This window comes from Fuerstiella sp. (assembly GCA_022447225.1).
GTDB lineage: Bacteria > Planctomycetota > Planctomycetia > Planctomycetales > Planctomycetaceae > S139-18.
The window spans coordinates 496,985-512,637 of record JAKVAZ010000006.1 but is presented as its reverse complement, the minus strand read 5'-3'; the positions used below and the strand labels follow the sequence as shown (position 1 = coordinate 512,637).

Annotated in this window: 14 protein-coding genes; 10 read left to right on the top strand and 4 right to left on the bottom strand. The window is 53.1% G+C overall.

Features of this window, described 5'->3' with window-relative positions:
- Positions 1 to 7: 7 nt before the first annotated feature.
- The gene (locus MK110_06485; protein ID MCH2210931.1) at positions 8 to 1,054 is read right to left on the bottom strand and encodes a Gfo/Idh/MocA family oxidoreductase; all 1,047 of its coding nucleotides are present in this window, start codon (positions 1,052 to 1,054) and stop codon (positions 8 to 10) included.
- A gap of 483 nt (positions 1,055 to 1,537) precedes the next feature.
- On the opposite strand from MK110_06485, the gene MK110_06480 reads away from it, so the two are divergent.
- The 3 genes from MK110_06480 (at position 1,538) to MK110_06470 (ending at position 4,064) form a co-directional block, all read left to right on the top strand.
- Positions 1,538 to 1,744: a carbon storage regulator gene (locus MK110_06480; GenBank protein ID MCH2210930.1), complete on the top strand. Its 207-nt coding sequence runs from the start codon at positions 1,538 to 1,540 to the stop codon at positions 1,742 to 1,744.
- Positions 1,745 to 2,091: 347 nt separating this feature from the next.
- The gene (gene lysS, locus MK110_06475) at positions 2,092 to 3,564 is read left to right on the top strand and encodes a lysine--tRNA ligase (protein ID MCH2210929.1); all 1,473 of its coding nucleotides are present in this window, start codon (positions 2,092 to 2,094) and stop codon (positions 3,562 to 3,564) included.
- Positions 3,565 to 3,761: 197 nt separating this feature from the next.
- Entirely contained in the window at positions 3,762 to 4,064 is a 303-nt protein-coding gene (locus tag MK110_06470; protein ID MCH2210928.1) for a hypothetical protein, read from the top strand.
- On the opposite strand, the gene MK110_06465 is transcribed toward MK110_06470, so the two are convergent.
- The gene (locus MK110_06465) at positions 4,048 to 4,794 is read right to left on the bottom strand and encodes a polyprenol monophosphomannose synthase (protein ID MCH2210927.1); all 747 of its coding nucleotides are present in this window, start codon (positions 4,792 to 4,794) and stop codon (positions 4,048 to 4,050) included. The genes MK110_06470 and MK110_06465 overlap by 17 nt on opposite strands.
- A gap of 50 nt (positions 4,795 to 4,844) precedes the next feature.
- On the bottom strand, positions 4,845 to 6,068 hold the full coding sequence (locus MK110_06460) for an SAM-dependent methyltransferase (protein ID MCH2210926.1): 1,224 nt from the start codon (positions 6,066 to 6,068) through the stop codon (positions 4,845 to 4,847).
- 238 nt (positions 6,069 to 6,306) lie between these two features.
- Here MK110_06460 and MK110_06455 point away from each other — a divergent pair, with 238 nt between their 5' ends.
- From MK110_06455 to MK110_06430, 6 genes are all read left to right on the top strand, one after another.
- The gene (locus MK110_06455; GenBank protein MCH2210925.1) at positions 6,307 to 6,483 is read left to right on the top strand and encodes a hypothetical protein; all 177 of its coding nucleotides are present in this window, start codon (positions 6,307 to 6,309) and stop codon (positions 6,481 to 6,483) included.
- Entirely contained in the window at positions 6,476 to 6,970 is a 495-nt protein-coding gene (locus tag MK110_06450) for a hypothetical protein (GenBank protein MCH2210924.1), read from the top strand. The genes MK110_06455 and MK110_06450 overlap by 8 nt, the downstream gene beginning before the upstream one ends.
- A 299-nt stretch (positions 6,971 to 7,269) precedes the next feature.
- Positions 7,270 to 8,610: a sigma-54 dependent transcriptional regulator gene (locus MK110_06445; protein ID MCH2210923.1), complete on the top strand. Its 1,341-nt coding sequence runs from the start codon at positions 7,270 to 7,272 to the stop codon at positions 8,608 to 8,610.
- A gap of 1 nt (position 8,611) precedes the next feature.
- On the top strand, positions 8,612 to 9,058 hold the full coding sequence (locus tag MK110_06440) for a beta-hydroxyacyl-ACP dehydratase (GenBank protein MCH2210922.1): 447 nt from the start codon (positions 8,612 to 8,614) through the stop codon (positions 9,056 to 9,058).
- Between the two features lie 75 nt (positions 9,059 to 9,133).
- Positions 9,134 to 10,417: an A/G-specific adenine glycosylase gene (mutY, locus tag MK110_06435; protein MCH2210921.1), complete on the top strand. Its 1,284-nt coding sequence runs from the start codon at positions 9,134 to 9,136 to the stop codon at positions 10,415 to 10,417.
- 246 nt (positions 10,418 to 10,663) lie between these two features.
- Positions 10,664 to 12,133, top strand: coding sequence for an NAD-dependent succinate-semialdehyde dehydrogenase (locus MK110_06430; GenBank protein ID MCH2210920.1), 1,470 nt, complete (start codon positions 10,664 to 10,666; stop codon positions 12,131 to 12,133).
- Between the two features lie 316 nt (positions 12,134 to 12,449).
- Here the strand turns inward: MK110_06430 and MK110_06425 are convergent, their stop codons facing one another.
- Positions 12,450 to 13,655 (bottom strand): DegT/DnrJ/EryC1/StrS family aminotransferase, encoded by a 1,206-nt coding sequence (locus tag MK110_06425; GenBank protein ID MCH2210919.1) that lies wholly within the window; start codon positions 13,653 to 13,655, stop codon positions 12,450 to 12,452.
- Between the two features lie 425 nt (positions 13,656 to 14,080).
- On the opposite strand from MK110_06425, the gene MK110_06420 reads away from it, so the two are divergent.
- Positions 14,081 to 15,586: a hypothetical protein gene (locus tag MK110_06420; GenBank protein MCH2210918.1), complete on the top strand. Its 1,506-nt coding sequence runs from the start codon at positions 14,081 to 14,083 to the stop codon at positions 15,584 to 15,586.
- Positions 15,587 to 15,653: the final 67 nt, after the last annotated feature.

Genomic DNA, 15,653 nt, shown 5'->3' with positions numbered 1-15,653 from the left:
CGACTTTTCAAACCACCACTACCGTTCCGGATTCGATGCTACGCGTTTCCGCATAACAGATTTCCAGGGCATCCAGAGCCTTGCGGGCGTCCAGCGGACCTGCCGATTTACCGGTTGCCAGTGCCGCAGCCACCGTTCGCAACTCTTCGGTGAAAGCTGCACACCAGTTGTCACCGGTATTGAGTTCGGGATGAGTAATTGTGCCATCGTTATTCAGGAGTGAAAGCGGACGGTCTACGGTCCATTCACCAGCCAGGGTACCGGCCTCAAACAACAGAGTGCCGTTTTGAAAATAGAATTCAAATCCGTGGCTGAACTGTAGTCCGGTGGCAGCAATTCCACCGCTGAGACATGTTAAAGCCGGACCGCTATCTTTCCATGCGTAAGACGTGTGAACATGATTGACCAGCCCGTCTTCCAGCAGACCTCGCGAGTACACCGAATGTGGGCGCCCACAGGCGTAGGTAATGAAATGATTGTCGTGAATGTGCAGGTCAATGCCCCAGCCACCCAGATTCCTGAAGTCCGCCATATCGTCAGACCAGTCCGGGGGGCAGATCACTCGCTTCAAATGGCCTCCAATCAGCTTTCCGTGTGTTTCAAAACGGATTGATTGTGCTGCATAATGAAATTCCGGCATAAAAGGGAGCACATGTGCGACGAACAGCGGAACATTTGCTGCTGATGCCGCTTCGACCATCTCACGTGCATCGTCAAGGTTTACGGCAATAGGTTTTTCTACCAGGACCGGTTTACCGGCGGCGATTGCCGCCAGGACGACCTCTTTATGTTTTTCGGTGGGCAGGCAAACGTCAATCAGATCGACATTGGGGTCTGCTATCAAATCGTTGTAGTCCGTGTAGCGAGCCAGTAGGGAGACATCGACCTGTCCACCAGGTGGCCCGAAGTTACCCTGAATTCCGGTCCAGTCTCCGTCGAGTTTACTTTTACTGCGAGTGCAGATCGCGGAAACATTTACTTCTTTCAGGTCACGAATTCCCTCGAAATGGGTATACCCCATGAAGCCGATTCCGACGATTCCCACGCGAAGCATTGCTGATTTTTCCCTGATGGTCTTAATTTACAAACGGTGTCAATGATCGACGTTTTCACCTGAAGCTGTCCCGACAAGGAGCGCCCCACGGGAAAAACAGTCTTTCCTGGCCGTTGTCGTACACGGCCGGTTTCGAATCTTTATTGGATGATCGCTAAATCGCCAAGGTCGCATCAGGAGTTGCAGAAGAACATCTGAACTTAAAAAACACAAGTTTAGGGCTGCCGAAATGGCATTGTTCGGACTGCACATTTTTTAAGCACCGGCGGGATGCCTGTATTTTAAGCATGAACTGTTCGGGTTGCGTGGAAATTGGGGTTGGCAGGGTTTGCCGGCACTGCTATCGTTCTGATGTCGCAGTCAGGTTGATGTCAGTGCGATTGGGTGGCGGCTGCGAGTGGGGTGATTCGGGACACCGGATAATTGGCTGGTGATTTCGATCGGTACAAGGAAGTCCGAAACGGAAGGAAATGGTGAATCGCAATGTTGGTACTTTCACGAAAAGTAGGAGAGCGGATTCTTATCGGAGACGACGTGGCGCTAACGGTCGTTCGGGTTGGTCCGAATTCGGTTCGCGTTGGCGTCGAGGCGCCACGAAGCACAAATATTGTTCGTGAGGAATTGTGCGACTTCGGCGATGCATTACAGCAACCGGAAACGAATGAGGTTGTCTCTCCGCTGGTCGATTGAACTGGCAGGTTCAGTGACGGGCAGTGTCTACAGAAGCCGGGAGGAACCAGCCCGGCTTTTTCTATGCGCCTGGCAGTAATACGAACGGGTGCCGGGTTATTCGAACCCCTAAACATTTCTGAGTTGGCGGCCCTGGTCAGTGAATGAGTAACGGCCGTTGTGGCAGAAGCACAGAACCCGCAAAACAGCTCAACGGGGCATCCTGTGTGATAACAGGCTCAGTGACCCGTTGGATCGGTGGATATTAACAGTGTCGCCTGGCAGCTGCCTTGCCTCTGGTTCTTCGGATCGGTAAGACGATCAACGCAATCAGTTAAATTCGCAGTGGCAGAGCAGGGTACACGATCATGGTCGATCGCTTTGAGAGAGCTCGTCTGGAAAAACTCGAAAAAATTGAGTCACTTGGGCAGGATCCCTGGGGCCGGCGGTTCGATAGTCACCGGCCCATTAATGAGGTACGGGACGCTGTTCCTGATCAGTCCGGTGATGAGGGAATTCAGGTGCGTCTGGCAGGCCGGGTTATGCTGCGGCGTAAAGCCGGCAAGTTGAGGTTCTATGATGTTAAGGACCAAACCGGTCGTATTCAGCTGCTGTTTTCACGGGGTGAGCTCAGTGAAGATCAGTGGGCTCTGATGGGGGCACTTGACCTCGGTGACCTGATTGGCATCGACGGTGTCACGTGGCGAACCGATTCCGGGGAGCCATCGGTCAAGGTTTCACACCTGACCGTTTTGTGCAAGTCGCTGTCCCAGCCCCCTGAGAAATTTCACGCTGTCAAGGATGTGGAAACGCTTCTGAGACAGCGTTATCTCGACCTGATTTATAATGACGGTGTCCTGGAACGTATGCTCAGTCGATCTGCCATCATCGATTCGGTACGACAAACGCTGCGTGCCGGAAATTTTCACGAAGTGGAGACACCTGTTCTGCACTCGATTGCCGGCGGAGCCGCCGCGCGGCCATTCGTGACGCATCATAATACTCTCGACATGGAACTCTATTTGAGGATTGCCCTGGAACTGCATCTGAAACGACTGATGGTGGGAGGAATCGAGCGAGTATTCGAGATCGGTCGGGTGTTTCGGAACGAAGGGGTCGATGCGACCCATAATCCTGAGTTCACTATGATCGAAATCTACCAGGCCTATGGTGACTACCGCAGCATGATGGATCTGACGGAACAGATTGTGGTGGACGCTGCCCAGTCCGTCTGTGGATCTCCTGTGATTCCCTGGGGGGATGAGAAAATCGACTTCACGCCTCCGTGGTCCCGGCGTCCCTATGCCGAACTGTTTGCGGAATACGCGGGCTGCGACATGCAGGATTCTGCTGCAGTGGAGACGAAAGCCAGGTCGCTGGGCATTGACACGGACGGCAAGCACCTGGATGTGCTTATCAACGATGTCTTTGAAGAGACGGTGGAAGAACACCTGGACGGACCGGTTTTTGTGATCGACTACCCCGCCTCGATTTGCCCGCTAACAAAACGAAAACGGGACGACCCGAACATCGCCGAACGATTTGAGTTATTTGTCAAAGGAATGGAACTGGCGAATGCGTATACCGAACTCAATGACCCGATGCTGCAGGAGGAACTGTTTCGGACCCAGCTTGAAGGACTTTCGGAAGAAGAGTCTATGGCAAAAATGGACCATGACTTCGTGAAAGCACTGAAAGTCGGAATGCCTCCGGCCGGTGGTCTGGGTATCGGCATCGATCGTTTGGTCATGTTGCTGACCGACAGTCGCAGTATCCGCGATGTCATCTTTTTCCCATTGCTCCGGCACGAGTCTGAAACGGCGACCAGCCGACAATCGTAACAATGTACGGCAATGGTCTCCGGCGTTACACACAACAGACAACGCAGGACAATCGGTTTTCCGCTGCCGTCCATGAACCGGCGAGCTGTTCTTGTAGAGGTACCGCGTGATCATGATTCCGGGGTGTTTCCGTTCCTGGTCGATTTTGTCGGTTTGAATCGCCACACCGGTAGGTGTTCCGTGCCAAAATCCTGACAGTGACTGATCAGATCTCTGAAAAGCAGACCGAAACAGATTTCAGTCAGCCAAAATGCAATGGTTCGTCTCAGATTACGCTGCCCGCAGGAGACAAGATTCAAAAACAGCGCGATGTTGCTGTGGGGCGTTGCCGACGCCTGCCGCGCCCCAGGGATTGCACTCCTGTGTCGATTCAGGGGGAATCCCCACCGCGGCAGGCACGTGACTACCTGAAAAAGGATGATTGTCAGTGCGGGTGGCCACAGAACCGCACGTCTTTGAGTCAGGAAACGGTTGACGCGTCCATCACGATGTCGCTGTAGTTTCTGTTCGTCGAACGGGGAGGCGTCGGATGCGGTGCCCCGCAAGACGAAGGATTCCTGTCAGAGCACCGACGGCTTCCCGCCAGTTGATTTTTGTGACTCCGTGGCGGCGGTCTTCGAACATGATGGGGACTTCATCAAAAGTGCAACCCACCACGCGACACCGGTAAAGCACCTCTTCCAGAAAGACATAGCCTGTTGAAATTACCCGGTTCCAGTCGATTTCGGCCAGTTTTGTGACTCGGTAGCAGCGGTAACTGCCGCTGTTGTCCAGAGTTTTGAGTCCCAGCAGCAGGCGGGCGTACAGGTTGATACTGCGGCTGATTAATCGGCGATACCAGTTCCACTGAACTGCGCCGCCACCATCAACGTATCTTGATCCAATCGCGACATCGCAGTTCTGAATGCTGTCCAGCAGGTCAGGGATATATTTGGGATCATGACTGAAATCTGCATCCAGATTAATTAGTAAATCGTAGTCATGCCGGATTCCGTAACGGAATCCGGCCAGCACGGCTGTACCAAGTCCAAGTTTGCCGGATCGTGTCAGGAGGAGAACATGCGGATCGGTCATGCTGAGATCTTTGACGGCATCCGAGGTTCCATCCGGAGAATTATCGTCGATGACAAGAATATCTGCGGTCGGAGCTACTGCGCGCAAATCCGGAATCAGCTGGCGAATGTTCTCCAGTTCATTGTACGTACAGACGGTGATCAGCAGACGCGGCATGTGTAGATTCGCCGGCAGAATAAAACTCAGGAAAAATCTGGTGAGTTATTTCATAAAAGCTCAGCAGGTGATTGTAGCATTTCGGTTTCCTGGAACCTTTGTTGAAGCTGAAGATCAGGAATCCCGAATATACTGCGGATTTGCTTCAGTTCTTTGGTGATCTGTTCCATCTGTGGACTTTCGATGTTTGAGTTCCGTCGGACGGCTCGAATCAGCAGGTTTTTTGCGGTGTGTTCCATGTTGATGAATTCGAGGACCTGAGTCTGATATCCGACCCGTTCCAGCAGTGCGGCTCGAACAGCGTCGGTTGTCAGGGCACAAAAACGTTCCTGCAGGATGCCGTGACGGGAGAACAACGGAATCTGACCCGTCTGAACAGCGGCATTCAGTTCGTGCTGGCAACAGGGCACCGACAGAATGACATCTGTCTCCCATTGTACCGCCTGGGCGATTGCATCGTCGGTCGCAGTGTCACATGCGTGTAGTGAGACTGCAAGATGGACGTGGTCTGCGGGACTGAACGTGGCGATGTCACCCTGCTCAAAGTGAATTCCCAACAGTCCCAGTGATTCGACGATCCTTCCGCAGGTCTGCACAACATCGTCTCGGCGGTCCAGTCCGGTTATCGCCACCTGGCGCTGTGCGATCTGTGTGAGATAATAGTGGGTCGCAAACGTCAGATAGCTTTTTCCGCATCCAAAATCCACGATGTGAATCACTTCTTCATGTGGAAGCCGGTCGATGACATCGGCAATGAACTCAACATAGCGATTGATCTGCCGAAATTTGTGAAAATGTCTGGCCCGAATCTTTCCAGCCGGCGTCATGATGCCCGTCTCAATCAGAAAAGGTACGGGATGCCCCTCCGGTATGAGGTATTGCCGCTCTCGGTTATGACCGGTACCGATCTCAGTGTTTGACGGAGGGGTTACATGTTTCTCAGGGATCAGGCGACATTTTCCTCGACGGCTGAAGCGGGCCGACCACTGCCGATCATCGATTGCTAAATGAATGTGGCGATAATTCCTTCCGATCGCAGTTCGCAGCGCAGTCAGGGTGGACTGAGGATCGTGGTTTTCGTGGAATGCCTGTGAACCTCTTTGTTCCGACCACTGATAGAACTGCTTTTCCTTTAAGAAGACCGGTCGGATTTCCACACGGCTTGCGATTGTCGGACTGCGTCGGGTCGGCCGGCTCAGTACAGCTCGCCGGAGGTTCACTCCGCGGACTGCGCTTTCGATCAAATTCAACAGGTTTTCTGTGTCGTCATTCATGATCGCATTTCCGACGGTCCCCGGTACAATTTAAAATACTTCGCATTCGGCCGGTGGAACGTGTCAATGAACAGTTTTGCCGGAGCGGCCGGCCGTGAGTTGCGGCAGGGGAGTCGTTGTCACTTTCCTGGTTCTCCGCGTTGACTCGATTGGGACACTCAAAGTTGAGACTTCCCGCCACGTGGGCTGTGAACCTTCAGTTCAATGAAGCTCCGGAAACCTACACTGGATACGCTGAATGGCTCTGAACAAGAAGCAAAAGAAGCAGATTGAGGCTGCAAAGAACAAGATTCAGCGAGTTCAGCAGTTGTTGAATGCTGCTCGGCAGCAGCCCGACGATCCGGAAGATATTCCGCGAATGGAAGCTCAGATTGCTGAGCTTCAGGAAGAAATTAAGAAGATTCGCAATGGCTGAGCAGGATATTTCTCAAATCAGTCGATTGCCCACTGTGATGGTCGTTCATCCGCGGGAGAGGCGCTCGAAGTGTACCGTGGAGCCACTTCGCGGCCGGAATGACTTCCTGTTTGTACGATTTCCGAACAAAGCTCCCATTTCTCTCGACCGTTATATTCGTCTCGGGATCGGCGGTCAGGAACTGTCGGAATCGGACTCCGACAGCGGTTTACTGGTGCTGGATGGCACCTGGAAGCTCGTCGCACGTATGGAACCCTTCTACTCTGAGTTGCCTGTCCGATCCCTTCCCACCGTAGCCACTGCGTATCCTCGCGTGTCTCAGCTGTACCAAGACCCGGCAGAAGGTCTGGCGACGATTGAAGCTGTCTACGTGGCACATCGGCTGATGCGCCGGGATGTTGGTGGGCTGCTGGAACAGTATCACTGGAAGGATGAGTTCCTGGGGCTCAACGGGTGGACGGTCGATCAGAATCCACCGGTTGCCTGACCTTAGGATTGCCGGTACACCGTCCGTATTGGTTCAGTGAACTCGGAACGGCCGTTTTTCCTGCTCTCGAACCGACATTTCCTGGTCGGGCTGGCTTTTCGTCCCGACATCCGATTGCATCAGTGAATGGACGCTGTAATCATGCCAAGGGAGTGTTTGTCGGTGCACAGCCAGGAACCTGTTTTCGATTTGCGATAACGCTTGTCGGTGTTGATCCGTGGGGCAGCAGTTGTTTCAGTGCTGGATCGGTGGGCAGGCCGTGTCTCAGTTTTGTCTGTGTCTGAATAAGGTGAAGTCAGGTGTCGAAACCGGCATTGCAGCAAAAATCGATTTTGATTGTCGAAGACGAAGAAATCATTCGGGAAACTCTGGCTGAGTTTATCTCCGGTGAAGGCTTTGGCGTTGAAACGGCAGGAACGGTTGAAGAAGCGCTCAGGCTTGTGCGCGAACAGGATTTCGATGTGGCCGTCTGTGATGTGCAGCTGCCGGACGGTGACGGGGTCCAGCTGCTGCGACGTCTGCATCGCATCAATTCGGCAATGTTTGTGCTGATTATTTCTGCGTATGCGACAGTCGAAAACGCTGTGGAAGCGTTTACGGCCGGTGCATTCGACTATCTGGTTAAGCCTGTTAATTTCGACGAACTGGCGCGGCGGCTGGAACGATTGTTCAAGTTTCAGGAACTGTATCGCGAGAATCAGAAGTTGCGCAAAGACCTGGATCGTTCCGAGGGATTCGATCAACTCACCGGCAGCAGCAAGGTCCTGCAGGACCTGCTTAAGACGATTCGCAAAGTCGCCGCAACAAATTCGAATGTATTGTTGGTAGGTGAAACGGGAACAGGTAAAGAACTGTTTGCCCGTGAAATTCATAACGCGGGTCCGAACACGGATGCAAAATTCGTATCGGTGAACTGTGGAATCCGACCGGTTGAACAACTGGAAACTCAGTTGTTTGGTGTCAGTGACGGACAACCTGGTCTGTTTCAGACGGCGGGTGAAGGTACGGTCTTTCTGGATGAGATTGCTCAATTACCTCTTGGCACACAAACTGAACTGCTGCGATCGATCGAGTACCAGGAAGTGATGCCGAGTGGTGCATCAGAACCGATTTCGGTACATGCCAGGATTATTGCTGCAACGTCACGGGATCTCATGAAAGAAGTTTCCGAAGGGCAGTTTCAGGAAGACCTGTTTTACCGGCTGGATGGGGTGAAGATACGGATTCCGCCGCTGCGCGAACGTCTCGACGATATTCCCGAGCTGGTTGAGTACTTTACGGCCAAGCACTGTGAAACCATGAGAAAACGTGTCACGGGTGCTACCAGTGATGCCATTCGCACCTTAATGGCGGCTCACTGGAAAGGAAATATTCGTCAGCTTGATAACGCGATTGAACGTGCTGTCATGATGTGTGAAACCGATGAAATTCAACCAAGTGACTTGCCTCCGGACCTGCTGGGCGCCGGTACAAGTCTGCCGGACACCGATGACCTTCGGTCCGCCCTGCGTCACTATGAACGACTGCACATCACACGTGTACTCAAGCAGTGTCCCGACAAGAAGGAAGCTGCCAAGAGGTTGAGACTGGGGCTGTCGAGTCTGTACCGCAAGATCGAAGAACTAAAGATTGAGTTGTAAGGTGACAATTCCCTGCATGGATTCCAGCGAGATTCAAAAACGGATTCCTCATCGGGCCCCGTTTTTGTGGCTCGATGACGTACTGGAACTGAGTGAAACTCGTATTGTTGCGCGGCGATTTCTTTCGCCTGATCTGCCTGTATTCGCGGGGCACTATCCGGAATTCCCGGTGTTTCCCGGTGTTCTTCAGTGTGAAGCCTGTTTTCAGGCGGCTGCCGTACTGATTTCCGGGCTCGTCACTCCCGGTGCCGGCCAGGTTCCCGTTGTCACCCGCCAGGACCGGACACAGTACCGAAAGCTTATTCGTCCTGGCGACACCTTGTGCATCGAAGTGGAAATTACAGAACGCCTGGCCGATGTGTATTTCCTTAAGGGACGAATTTTGGTCGATGGCAAAGTGTCAACACGACTTGAGTTCGCCTGTGCACTGGCCGAAGCTGAGTCGTAGCCGGGACAGGTTTATAAAATCCACAGGGACACAGGCTGAGTTTGTTCGCGAAGGAGTTTCCGGACGCGTACATCAGTGACTCACCTGCCTGTGCCGCATGTCGGGTGTGTCGGTCTGATGCTCGGGCGAATTGTGTTTCGCTGTCGTTGTCATCAACGTCAGATTGATGAAGATCTCAGTCAGGCCGGATTTCAGGATGCTTTCATGGCCGCATTTCCAAACGATCTTGATCACAAATGGCGACAGACGGTTCGCCGTCGACTGCTGGCATGGTATCGCTTGAACGGGCGATCACTTCCGTGGCGGAAGTCCGCCGATTCGTATTGCATCTGGATCAGTGAAATCATGCTGCAGCAGACCACTATTGCGGCGGTGACGCCGTATTTTGAGCGGTTTTGCGAACAGTTTCCAACGGTTCAGCATCTGGCCGGAGCACAGGAAGCCGACGTACTGCGCCAGTGGGAGGGACTTGGCTATTATTCGCGGGCCCGAAACCTGCACAAAGCTGCGAGGATCATTGTTGATGAATATGCAGGTCAGCTTCCGGACGATGTCGATAGTCTGTTGAAGTTACCGGGCATTGGTCCGTATACCGCACGAGCGGTTGCCTCACTGGCGTATGGACGAGGTGTTGGAATTCTGGAAGCCAACACGATTAGAGTCTATTCGCGTTTGATCGAACTGGACGAGAACCCTCGTTCGTCTTCCGCCGGACGGATGTTGTGGAAGTTTGCTGACTGGATTGTCGCCCCACGTTCTTCATCATCGTTTAATCAGGCGGCAATGGACGTTGGCTCGACGATCTGTACTTCTGAGGATCCATCCTGCTCTCAGTGTCCGCTGCAGAAACAGTGCTGCAGTTATCAGGCAGGACGTCAGCACGAACTGCCGCGAACGCCGCCTAAGAAACAAATAACGGATGTTACCGAGGTTGCCCTCGTGCTGCGTCGAGGCTCCAGGATTCTGATGCGGCAGTATTCAGACGGAGAACGCTGGGCGGGGCTGTGGGATTTTGCCCGGTTTTCCGTATCGGTTGAGCAGGGTGATCAACTGATGTTGCTGCCAGGGCCGGATGCTGCCGGTGGTGCGACGCTTTTTGCCTCAGAGTCTGCTTCGTTTGCTGCGAAGGCTGCACGAGAGCACACCGGTCTTCAGATTTTCGACCCTTATCTGGTGACCCGGATTCGGCATACGGTGACCCGCTTTCGAATCCGACTAATTTGTGTGATGGCGACTCGGGTCCGCGGTTCGGCTGATCGAACCACGGGGCTGCAGTGGCAGCCGGAAACGCGACTTGGGGAACTGCCTCTGTCGACGACGGCACGAGCGATCGCAAAGCTGGTTTCCGGCTTAAGTTGAAACAAAAGAGCACAGCCAAATTCCGGCTTCCGGTGAGTGATGCTCGATTTCCTGCATTCTCAGGACAGGACCACGTTTGCTCCGATAGATTGTCAAATGTTTTCAGTGTAGGTTACCGAGTTCATGACTTGTGTACCTGATTAGATTTTTGTCTGCTGCCGGATCAGAATTTCCCTGCTGCGACGTGGAATTCCGACTGCCCGACGATTCAGGTGAAAAGGCTGATCAACAGGAGGAGAGAAAGAAATGGTTGCGGGACAGGCGGAATCGCTGGAAATGAAGCACGCACAGCTTTACATCGATGGTGCATGGGTTGATGGAGAGAAGGGGGCCACCCTGGAAGTAATCAATCCCGCCACGGAGGAAGGAATTGCAACTGTAGCTTACGGGACCGGCTCCGATGCTCGCCGTGCTCTGGAGGCGGCACAACGAGCGCTCCCCGTCTGGCAAAACACCAACGTTTATGAGCGAGCTGTCAAATTAAAAAAAATTGCTGATCTGATGCGGGACAATGTGGATTATCTGGCCACGGCACTCACGATGGAACAGGGAAAACCTCTGGCCGAATCCAGAGGCGAAACCATGGCTTCGGCGGCTACCTTTGAGTGGTTTGCTGAAGAAGCCAAGCGGGCCTACGGTCGGACGATTCCGGCCAGTGTCAACAACAAGCGATTGTTCACCGCGCGGCATCCTGTGGGCGTGTGTGCAGCGGTTTCTCCCTGGAATTTTCCGCTGGTGCTGCAGGCACGCAAACTGGCTCCGGCACTGGCTGTGGGCTGTACCACGGTTTCACGTCCGGCAAGTCAGACACCGCTGTCGCTGCTTCGACAGTTCGAGTTGATGGAGCAGGCTGACCTTCCTGACGGAGCGGTCAACCTGTTGATGGGTCCGCCCGCCGAGTTGATGAACGAATTCATGGGCAACCGCATCTGTCGAAAAATCTCATTTACCGGCTCTACAGAGGTCGGTAAAGAACTGGTGCGCAACAGCGCAGGACAGATGAAACGACTGAGTCTGGAGTTAGGTGGTCACGCTCCTGTGATCGTCTTTCCGGATGTTGATGTTGAAACAGTTGCCAAAGCGTCGGTGATCGGAAAATTTCGCAACAACGGTCAGGTCTGTATTTGCCCTACACGTTTCTACGCACACCGGGATATCGAACAGGACTATCTGGAAGCCTGCGTGGAAGAAACCAAAAAACTGGTGCTGGGCAACGGTCTGGACCCTGATGTGCACATCGGTCCAATGTTCGAGGACCGCGCGATGGACAAAGCGGATTCCATCGTGAAGGATGCCACCAGTAAGGGGGCTCAGTGTGTGACCGGTGGTGGGCGAAGTAATCGCTTTGATTGCGGCTACTTCTATGAACCAACGGTGATGACAAATATCACACCTGATATGTCGATCATGACGGATGAGCCGTTTGCTCCGGTGATGCCGATCATGGACTACAGGGACATTGATGAAGTCATCGCGAAGGCTAATGATACGGTCTTCGGGCTGGCAGCTTATGTTCTGACCAATGATCTTTCGGCCGCATTCAAAATGGCTGAAGGACTGGAGTTTGGAACGATCGGAATCAACGATACAGTGCCGGCTACCCCTCAGTCGCCGTTTGGTGGTTTAAAGGAATCCGGTATCGGTCGTGAAAACGCGATTGAAGGTATGGACGTCTACCTGGAAACCAAAGCCATTTCAGTCGCGATCAACGACTAACATCAGATGACGAAGGTCGGCCGAAACCTCAATAACATCTGTTTCTAATGGCAGGTGTCCATGTGCCCTGTTGGCAAATTCACCTGCGACGTTCCCGTTGATCACTGCAGGTACGGTGCGTGAGATGATGTCACGGACAGTCCGTGCATTACATACAGACTTTTGGTCGGGAACGGTCCGGATCTGAAGACAACCGTTGACTCTGTGTCGGGATTGTCTCACACCTGTCGCACTGTACGATCCTGAAACTTCACTGGCGCTGTTTGGCGACTGATTGCGGTGACCGGGTTATTCAGTCGAGCATCGATGTCTGCAATCAGGCAGCCCGACGATCCGCATCCGACGAATCCGGGAACGTAATTGTGGAACCAGACCGAACAGCTTCGGTCAGACCCGCCACTACGCGATGTTGATGCTCATCTGAGATTTCCGCATAGATCGGCAGCGACAGGACTTCCTGGCATGCGCGTTCGGCTTCCGGAAAATCACCCTCTCCGTATCCCAGATATTCAAAGCATGTCTGCAGATGCAGAGGAATTGGATAATAAACTGCACACCCGATACCGGCTTTTCTAAGAGAAGTCATCACTTCGTCACGCCGACCACCGCGAACCCGAATCGTAAACTGATTGTAGATGTGTCGACGGTCCGGCAGGGTCGGCGGAGCTTCTACTGCGGAACGTAGATTGAGTTCACGGAACAGCTCATGATACAGTTTTGCGTTGCTTCTCCGCGCTTCCGACCAGCGATCCAGTTTGCCCAGTTTGATTCGGAGAACCGCAGCCTGAAGCGCGTCGAGGCGACTGTTGAAACCGACCTCGACGTGGTTGTATCCACCCACGTCACCGTGGACACGCAGTCGTCTAAGCCGACTGGCGATGTCGGAATCATCAGTGACAATCATTCCACCGTCACCGGCACCACCGAGGTTCTTGGTAGGGAAGAAACTGAAACAGCCTACCGTTCCCAGTACACCCGCTTTTCGACCTCTGTACTGAGCGCCGATCGCCTGACAGGCATCTTCAACCACGGGAATTTTATATCGGGCTGAGAGTCGCCACAGAGGCTCCATTTCGGCGCACTGGCCAAACAGGTGAACCGGAATGATGGCTCGAGTTTTATTCGTCAGTGCTTTTTCAACCTGCTCAGGGCACAAATTGAAGCTGTTTGGTTCGATGTCGACGAAGACGGGCCGCGCACCAAGTCTGTGAATTGCACTCGCTGTGGCAAAGAACGTGAATGTGCTGGTAATAACTTCATCACCGGGTTCTACTCCGACCGCGAGCAGAGAAAGGATCAGTGCATCTGTGCCTGAGGCGCATCCGACAGCGTGTCGAGCATCACAATAGTCAGCAATCTGTGACTCAAGAGCAGAAACCTCATCACCGAGCACAAAAGACTGGGTTTCGAAGACCTGATCCACGGCCTCACGGACGTCACTGCGAATTGTCTGATACTGTGCAACAAGGTCGATGAACGGAACGGGCCCGGATGCATCGAATTTGTTTTCCTGGGCGGGCATTAAGCGACTCCATTCGCTGAAAAACTGCCACAACTCGACAGCTCACTTGAGATTATGGCAATCTTGAAAACCTGTCAATATGAGCAAACGAGGCTGGCCAGAAGCTAAATCAGTATGTCAACTGGCTTTACCGATTGTGTAAATCCTGCAAATCCGGCAACCATTATCTTCCTTATCGTCTATGCAATCCGTGTTTCGACACCTGTAGATAGTCTTTTTCCAAGCATTGTGCCTGACACGGTCTCAGGTCAGATACCGTTTCCGTAATTGAACGGTCCCTTGCTGACTGATACTGAGGCTTCTTTATTTAGGGTCTTTATGCTTCTTATGTGACCAGGGATTCGTATGTGGCCCACATGATGTATGTTTGTTGTGTTGCCTAGTTGGTGGTTTTTCCACCGGTCAAACACGCAGATTGATTTCCGATGAAAACCAGTCAGTTTCTTGAGCACTACGGGATCGGGATCAATCCGTTTAGTCAGGAAGATGCCCAGGCTGACCATATCTTTCAGCAGCATTGTGCTGACACGATCTATCATCCCGCGTGGGACAAAATTCTGGGCGATTGCAGTAATCCAGGAACTGCGGTCGTCTTCGGCGAAAAAGGGGCCGGTAAGACAGCTCTTCGAATTCAGCTGCTCAATGCAGTCGCCGATTGGAATGCGAAGCATTGTGATGAACGCGCGTTTGTGATCAGTTATGACGACCTCAATCCGTTTTTGGACGTCTTTCGAGATCGCCTGCGCGGTCGCAGGCGGCAGCCCGAGAATTGTTTGCAGGAATGGCGTTTGTGGGATCACATGGACGCCCTGCTGACACTGTCGACTCGGCGACTGTGCAACGTTGTCGCGGACGAACATCACGACGATCCTGATCTTACTTTCAGGCGGATGAAAGAACTGCCGAGACTGCGGAAGCGTGATCTTTTGATGTTGGCGGCTTTCTACGATCGGTCATCTGACCTGTCCCATTTCCGTCGCTGGAAACGCATCAAATGGCGGCTCGGTTTTTTGACACCGGGGACCGGCTGGCGCCTTTGGCTTGGTACTGCAGTGACTATTCTGACGCTTGGGTTCGCGCTGCGAAACTTCCCCACGGAAGGCCTGAGTACATTGGGGGCCCTTCAGGCGTGGTGGATTCGGGTGATTGTCGCCGCCGGATGGATTCCCTGGGTTCGAAGATGGTTGCAGTTGTGGTGGAGGTCCCGAGGGATTGCATCGCAGGTTCGAATTCTGGAGCACGGTACGTCCACACTTCGTCGGATTCTTGGTGCCTTTTACGCACGTGAGATTGATGGTCAACCCATGCCCTCACGTGATCGCAGTGATGACCGTTACGAACTGATGTCACGGCTACAGCGTATCCTGAAGCCGCTTGGTTTCACCAGTATGGTTGTGATCGTTGATCGAGTGGATGAACCTCATTTGATCAACGGTTCGCCCGAGCGTATGCGGGATTTTCTGTGGTCCATGTTCGACAACAAATTCCTGAAGCATCCAGGTATCGGGTTCAAAATGTTGTTGCCGAAGGATGTGGTCTACTATCTCAACCGCGAGAAGCGGGAGTTTTATGAACGGTCACGACTGGACAAGCAGAACCTGATCAACAGTCTCGAATGGACCGGAGAATCACTTTACGACATGGCAACGAATCGGCTGCGGGCCTGCCTGCACGATTCAGCGGATAAGAGTGTTTCGATTAGCAGTCTCTTTGCAGATGACGTCACTGAGGATCAGCTCATTGAGAGGTTCGGACAGTTGCGGGTTCCTCGTCACCTGTTTCGTTTTCTGTTCAGGCTGTTGACGGACCACTGTAACGCTTCCACGGAAGACAATCCGGTCTGGAAAATCAGTGCCAAAATGCTGGCCGGCACGATGGATGCTTACCATCGCGAACTTGATGCGCTGGACCGGGGCCTGGGAACCGGGTAAGAGGATACTTCGAGTATTGGACAGGGGGGCCGGAGGGCATGTACGGTAGGCTCATGAGTTCCACCCT

Excerpts from the sequence above, each read along its gene's own strand:
- MK110_06485 (MCH2210931.1), bottom strand. The coding sequence starts at position 1,054 with ATGCTTCGCGTGGGAATCGTCGGAATCGGCTTCATGGGGTATACCCAT.
- MK110_06480 (MCH2210930.1), top strand. The coding sequence starts at position 1,538 with ATGTTGGTACTTTCACGAAAAGTAGGAGAGCGGATTCTTATCGGAGAC.
- lysS (MCH2210929.1), top strand. The coding sequence starts at position 2,092 with ATGGTCGATCGCTTTGAGAGAGCTCGTCTGGAAAAACTCGAAAAAATT.
- MK110_06465 (MCH2210927.1), bottom strand. The coding sequence starts at position 4,794 with ATGCCGCGTCTGCTGATCACCGTCTGTACGTACAATGAACTGGAGAAC.
- MK110_06460 (MCH2210926.1), bottom strand. The coding sequence starts at position 6,068 with ATGAATGACGACACAGAAAACCTGTTGAATTTGATCGAAAGCGCAGTC.
- MK110_06455 (MCH2210925.1), top strand. The coding sequence starts at position 6,307 with ATGGCTCTGAACAAGAAGCAAAAGAAGCAGATTGAGGCTGCAAAGAAC.
- MK110_06450 (MCH2210924.1), top strand. The coding sequence starts at position 6,476 with ATGGCTGAGCAGGATATTTCTCAAATCAGTCGATTGCCCACTGTGATG.
- MK110_06430 (MCH2210920.1), top strand. The coding sequence starts at position 10,664 with ATGGTTGCGGGACAGGCGGAATCGCTGGAAATGAAGCACGCACAGCTT.
- MK110_06425 (MCH2210919.1), bottom strand. The coding sequence starts at position 13,655 with ATGCCCGCCCAGGAAAACAAATTCGATGCATCCGGGCCCGTTCCGTTC.
- MK110_06420 (MCH2210918.1), top strand. The coding sequence starts at position 14,081 with ATGAAAACCAGTCAGTTTCTTGAGCACTACGGGATCGGGATCAATCCG.